The following is a 6,736-nucleotide window of genomic DNA, read 5'->3' on the forward strand; positions in this document are numbered from 1 at the left end:
GGTTGTATATCCAAAATTTAGAATTAACATCCTACCGTAATTATGAGCGCGCTGAGCTTCAATTCGAAAACAAGGTGAATGTGATCATCGGGGAAAATGCCCAAGGCAAAACCAATCTGATGGAAGCCATCTATGTCCTTTCGATGGCAAAATCACACCGCACCTCAAATGACAAAGAACTTATACGGTGGGACGAAGACTATGCTAAAATAGAAGGAAGAGTGATGAAGCGAAACGGGGACATCCCGATGCAGCTTGTCATCTCCAAAAAAGGTAAAAAGGGCAAGGTCAATCATATAGAGCAGCAAAAACTCAGTCAGTATGTCGGAGCGCTGAACACCATTATGTTTGCCCCTGAGGATTTAAATCTCGTCAAAGGAAGCCCCCAGGTGAGGAGGAGATTTCTCGATATGGAGATCGGGCAGGTTTCTGCCGTTTATCTGTATGATTTATCTCTTTATCAAAAAATCCTTTCACAGCGGAATCATTTTCTGAAACAGCTGCAAAGCCGGAAACAGACTGACCGGACCATGCTTGACGTTCTCACTGATCAGCTGATTGAAGCAGCCGCAAAAGTTGTCGCCAAACGTCTGCAGTTTACGGCGCAGCTTGAAAAATGGGCGCAGCCGATCCATTCCGGCATTTCCCGGGGACTTGAAGAACTGACGCTTAAGTACCACACGGCGCTTGATGTATCAGATCCCAAAGATTTGTCGAAAATAGGTAACAGCTACCAGGAGTCTTTTTCGAAATTAAAAGAAAAAGAAATAGAACGAGGCGTCACATTATTCGGACCGCATCGGGATGATGTCCTTTTTTATGTGAACGGACGCGATGTGCAGACGTACGGTTCGCAGGGACAGCAGCGTACGACGGCTTTGTCTTTGAAGCTGGCCGAAATAGATTTGATTCATGAAGAAATCGGAGAATACCCCATTTTACTTTTGGATGATGTACTAAGCGAGCTGGATGATTACCGACAGTCCCATTTGCTTCATACGATCCAAGGCCGTGTGCAGACATTTGTCACCACGACAAGCGTGGATGGCATTGACCACGATACCTTACATCAAGCAGGAATGTTCCGTGTGGAAAACGGTACGTTAGTGAAGTGAAGAAATGAGGTGAGCGATTGTATATTCATTTAGGTGACGACTTTGTCGTTTCAACACGCGATATCGTCGGCATTTTTGACTGCAAGGTCAATGTATCGCCGATCGTTGAAGAATTTCTGGACAGACAGAAAGAAAAAGTAGTGCCGTCCGTAAACGGCACGCCAAAGTCTATCGTAGTCACGACTGAGAATATATATTACTCTCCCTTATCTTCCGGCACACTGAAGAAACGTGCGCAATTTATGTTAGAAATAGATTCTTAGCGGATCTTTACAATGAATATATCGTTTAAGAAAAGTGTAGGTGAATGTGCATGGCTATGGAACAGCAGCAAAATAGTTATGATGAGAATCAGATACAGGTATTAGAAGGTTTGGAAGCTGTTCGAAAGAGACCGGGGATGTACATCGGATCAACTAACAGCAAAGGCCTTCACCACTTGGTGTGGGAAATCGTCGACAACAGTATTGACGAAGCCCTGGCCGGTTATTGTACAGATATTAACATCGAGATTGAAAAAGATAACAGCATTACCGTTAAGGACAACGGGCGCGGAATTCCGGTCGGTATCCAGGAGAAGATGGGCCGCCCTGCGGTTGAAGTCATCATGACCGTTCTCCACGCCGGCGGTAAATTTGACGGAAGCGGATATAAAGTATCCGGCGGTCTTCACGGTGTAGGGGCATCTGTCGTAAACGCCTTGTCGACCACTCTTGACGTTACGGTTCATCGTGACGGAAAAATCCACTATCAGGCGTACGAGCGCGGTGTACCTGTGGCCGATCTTGAAGTGATCGGTGATACTGATAAGACCGGAACGATTACGCACTTCGTTCCGGATCCGGAAATTTTCAAAGAAACAACCGAATACGACTATGACCTGCTTTCAAATCGTGTCCGGGAATTGGCCTTCCTGACAAAAGGCGTAAACATCACGATTGAAGACAAACGTGAAGGACAAGAACGGAAAAACGAGTACCACTACGAAGGCGGAATCAAAAGCTATGTTGAGTACTTAAACCGTTCCAAAGAAGTCGTTCATGAAGAGCCGATTTATATCGAAGGCGAGAAAGACGGCATAACGGTTGAAGTTGCATTGCAATACAACGACAGCTATACAAGCAATATTTATTCTTTCACAAATAATATCAACACATACGAAGGCGGCACGCACGAAGCCGGATTTAAAACCGGTCTGACCCGTGTCATAAACGACTATGCAAGAAGAAAAGGGATTTTCAAAGAAAATGATCCGAATTTAAGCGGGGATGATGTGAGAGAAGGGCTGACTGCCATTATTTCAATTAAGCACCCTGATCCGCAATTCGAAGGTCAGACGAAAACGAAGCTCGGCAACTCCGAAGCGAGAACGATCACTGATACGCTGTTTTCTTCTGCGCTGGAAACATTCCTTCTTGAAAATCCGGACTCAGCCCGCAAAATCGTTGAAAAAGGTTTAATGGCCGCAAGAGCGCGGATGGCAGCGAAAAAAGCGCGGGAATTGACCCGCCGCAAAAGTGCGCTTGAGATTTCCAATCTGCCGGGCAAACTGGCGGACTGTTCTTCTAAAGATCCGAGCATTTCCGAGCTGTATATCGTAGAGGGTGACTCTGCGGGCGGATCAGCGAAACAGGGACGGGACCGTCATTTCCAAGCCATTCTGCCGCTGCGCGGTAAGATTCTGAACGTTGAGAAAGCCAGACTTGATAAGATTCTCTCAAACAATGAGGTCAGATCAATGATCACGGCCCTCGGAACAGGAATCGGAGAAGATTTTAATCTTGAAAAAGCGCGTTATCATAAAGTGGTCATCATGACGGATGCCGATGTTGACGGCGCCCACATCAGAACGCTTTTATTAACGTTCTTCTACAGATACATGCGGGAAATCATCGAAAACGGCTATGTCTACATTGCCCAGCCGCCGCTTTATAAAGTGCAGCAGGGAAAACGGGTGGAATACGCTTATAATGATAAGCAGCTTGATGAGCTGTTAAAAGAACTTCCGCAATCACCTAAGCCCGGCCTCCAGCGTTATAAAGGTCTTGGAGAAATGAACGCGACTCAGCTTTGGGAAACGACAATGGACCCTGCGACCAGAACGCTTCTGCAAGTTAATCTTGAAGATGCAATGGACGCTGACGAGACTTTTGAAATGCTGATGGGTGACAAAGTAGAACCGCGGAGAAACTTCATAGAAGCAAACGCCAGATACGTGAAAAATCTTGATATTTAACCAAGAAAGCCTTATTTTCGTTAAGAAATAAGGCTTTTTTCTCAAAGCGGCTTCTAAAGCCTCTGAAAACCCGTAAAACCCGTATATTCTACTAAATTAATGTGTATAAACACAAGTTTATTGATATAATGGAGAATAGTGAAATCGTATTGAAGATCATAATGGACAATCTACTCCCACATTATTTCATGTGATACTTCAGGGAGGTTTTTTTAATGAGTGAACAAAACACACCACAAGTACGTGAAGTCAATATCAGTCAGGAAATGCGGACATCCTTCCTGGACTATGCAATGAGCGTTATCGTATCCCGGGCGCTTCCGGATGTGCGTGACGGTCTGAAGCCGGTTCACAGGCGGATTTTGTACGCAATGAATGATTTAGGCATGACCAGTGACAAACCATATAAAAAATCTGCCCGTATCGTCGGTGAAGTTATCGGTAAGTACCACCCGCACGGTGACTCAGCGGTTTACGAATCAATGGTCAGAATGGCGCAGGATTTTAACTACCGCTACATGCTTGTTGACGGACACGGCAACTTCGGTTCGGTTGACGGCGACTCAGCGGCCGCGATGCGTTACACAGAAGCGAGAATGTCAAAAATCGCAATGGAAATCCTCCGGGACATTACGAAAGATACGATTGATTATCAAGATAACTATGACGGCGCAGAAAGAGAACCTGTCGTCATGCCTTCGAGATTTCCGAATCTGCTCGTAAACGGAGCTGCCGGTATTGCGGTCGGAATGGCGACAAATATTCCTCCGCATCAGCTTGGGGAAGTCATTGAAGGCGTGCTTGCCGTAAGTGAGAATCCTGAGATTACAAACCAGGAGCTGATGGAATACATCCCGGGCCCGGATTTTCCGACTGCAGGTCAGATTTTGGGCCGGAGCGGCATCCGCAAGGCATATGAATCCGGACGGGGATCCATTACGATCCGGGCTAAGGCTGAAATCGAAGAGACATCATCGGGAAAAGAAAGAATTATTGTCACAGAACTTCCTTATCAGGTGAACAAAGCGAGATTAATTGAAAAAATCGCAGATCTTGTCCGGGACAAAAAAATCGAAGGAATTACCGATCTGCGTGACGAATCCGACCGTAACGGAATGAGAATCGTCATTGAGATCCGCCGTGACGCCAATGCTCACGTCATTTTGAATAACCTGTACAAACAAACGGCCCTGCAGACGTCTTTCGGAATCAACCTGCTGGCGCTCGTTGACGGACAGCCGAAGGTACTAAGCCTGAAACAATGTCTGGAGCATTATCTTGATCACCAAAAGATTGTGATCCGGCGCAGAACGGCTTACGAACTTCGCAAAGCGGAAGCGAGAGCTCACATTCTGGAAGGTTTAAGAATCGCTCTCGATCATTTAGATGCTGTTATTTCTCTTATCCGCAGTTCCCAGACGGCTGAAATTGCGAGAACAGGTTTGATCGAACAATTCTCACTGACTGAAAAACAAGCGCAAGCCATTCTGGATATGCGCCTTCAGCGATTAACCGGTCTGGAGCGCGAAAAGATTGAAGAGGAATATCAATCACTTGTTGCGCTTATCGCCGAGCTGAAAGATATTTTAGCCAATGAAGAAAGAGTTCTTGAGATCATCCGTGAAGAGCTCAATGAAATCAAAGAGCGTTTCAATGATGAGAGACGCACTGAAATCGTGACGTCCGGTCTTGAAACAATTGAAGATGAAGATCTTATCGAGAGAGAAAACATCGTCATCACATTGACCCATAACGGCTATGTTAAACGTCTCCCGGCGTCCACATACCGCAGCCAAAAACGGGGCGGAAAAGGCGTACAGGGAATGGGAACGAATGAAGATGACTTTGTGGAACACTTAATTTCCACATCAACGCACGATACGATCCTGTTCTTCTCTAATAAAGGGAAGGTATACCGTTCTAAAGGATATGAAATCCCTGAATACGGCCGTACGGCAAAAGGCATTCCGATTATTAACCTTCTGGAAGTTGAAAAAGGCGAATGGATTAATGCCATTATTCCGGTCAGCACGTTTGATGAAGAGCAATACCTCTTCTTTACGACCAAACAAGGGGTGTCGAAACGTACGGCACTGTCCCAGTTTGCGAATATACGGAATAACGGGCTGATCGCCCTGGGTCTCCGGGAAGACGATGAACTGATGGCCGTCCGCCTGACTGACGGCAAGAAACAAATCATCATCGGAACGAAGAACGGTTTGCTGATCCGTTTCCCTGAAGAAGATGTAAGACAAATGGGACGCACAGCTGCGGGTGTTAAAGGCATCACGCTGACAGACGATGATGTCGTTGTAGGCATGGAGATTCTTGAAGAAGACTCCCACGTCCTCATAGTGACAGAAAACGGCTACGGCAAACGCACACCTGCTTCAGAATACAGAGTTCAAAGCCGGGGCGGAAAAGGCCTTAAAACATGTAAAATCACTGACAGCAACGGTCCGTTAGTAACCGTGAAAGCAACAAAAGGCGAAGAGGACTTAATGATTATTACGGCAAGCGGCGTGTTAATCAGAATGGATATTAATGATATCTCCACTACGGGACGCGTAACACAAGGCGTCCGTCTGATCCGCATGTCTGATCAAGAGCATGTAGCCACTGTGGCGCTTGTGGAAAAGAATGAAGAAGAGCCGGAAGAAACGGAAGAAGTATAAACGTAAAAGCGCAGCCTGTTACAGCTGCGCTTTTACTATATAAAGAAATGAAAAAAAGCTTTGACACATAGTGATGATGCTGATATAATCATTTTTGTTGTCTTTTTAATAGAAAGGCAAGCCTAGCGAAAATATTTTTTAAAAAAGTATTGACCTAGCAAACTGAAAATGTTATGATTAAGAGGTCGCTTCGAGAGAAGTGGAAAAAGTTCTTTGAAAACTAAACAAGACAAAACGTACCTGTTAATTCAAAGTTTTAAATAAATCGCACAGCGATGTGCGTAGTCAGTCAAACTACTTTATCGGAGAGTTTGATCCTGGCTCAGGACGAACGCTGGCGGCGTGCCTAATACATGCAAGTCGAGCGGACAGATGGGAGCTTGCTCCCTGATGTTAGCGGCGGACGGGTGAGTAACACGTGGGTAACCTGCCTGTAAGACTGGGATAACTCCGGGAAACCGGGGCTAATACCGGATGGTTGTTTGAACCGCATGGTTCAGACATAAAAGGTGGCTTCGGCTACCACTTACAGATGGACCCGCGGCGCATTAGCTAGTTGGTGAGGTAACGGCTCACCAAGGCAACGATGCGTAGCCGACCTGAGAGGGTGATCGGCCACACTGGGACTGAGACACGGCCCAGACTCCTACGGGAGGCAGCAGTAGGGAATCTTCCGCAATGGACGAAAGTCTGACGGAGCAACGCCGCGT

Annotated in this window: 4 protein-coding genes and 1 rRNA gene; all 5 read left to right on the plus strand. The window is 46.2% G+C overall.

Annotated features, from left to right (window positions below):
- Positions 1–2: 2 nt before the first annotated feature.
- Positions 3–1,115 carry a DNA replication/repair protein RecF gene (gene recF / locus BXO87_RS10880; RefSeq protein WP_007409910.1) on the plus strand — a complete coding sequence of 371 codons (1,113 nt, stop codon included), beginning with the start codon at positions 3–5 and terminating at the stop codon, positions 1,113–1,115.
- A 17-nt stretch (positions 1,116–1,132) separates the two neighbouring features.
- Entirely contained in the window at positions 1,133–1,378 is a 246-nt protein-coding gene (remB, locus tag BXO87_RS10885; protein ID WP_004392908.1) for an extracellular matrix regulator RemB, read from the plus strand.
- Between the two features lie 56 nt (positions 1,379–1,434).
- Positions 1,435–3,351, plus strand: coding sequence for a DNA topoisomerase (ATP-hydrolyzing) subunit B (gyrB, locus tag BXO87_RS10890; RefSeq protein WP_007409911.1), 1,917 nt, complete (start codon positions 1,435–1,437; stop codon positions 3,349–3,351).
- A 215-nt stretch (positions 3,352–3,566) separates the two neighbouring features.
- Positions 3,567–6,026: a DNA gyrase subunit A gene (gyrA, locus tag BXO87_RS10895; protein WP_032875298.1), complete on the plus strand. Its 2,460-nt coding sequence runs from the start codon at positions 3,567–3,569 to the stop codon at positions 6,024–6,026.
- 299 nt (positions 6,027–6,325) lie between these two features.
- A 16S ribosomal RNA gene (locus tag BXO87_RS10900) occupies positions 6,326–6,736 on the plus strand; the annotation flags it as partial.

The sequence above is a fragment of the Bacillus sp. GZB genome (genome assembly GCF_001975995.1).
Taxonomy (GTDB): Bacteria; Bacillota; Bacilli; order Bacillales; family Bacillaceae; genus Bacillus; species Bacillus velezensis.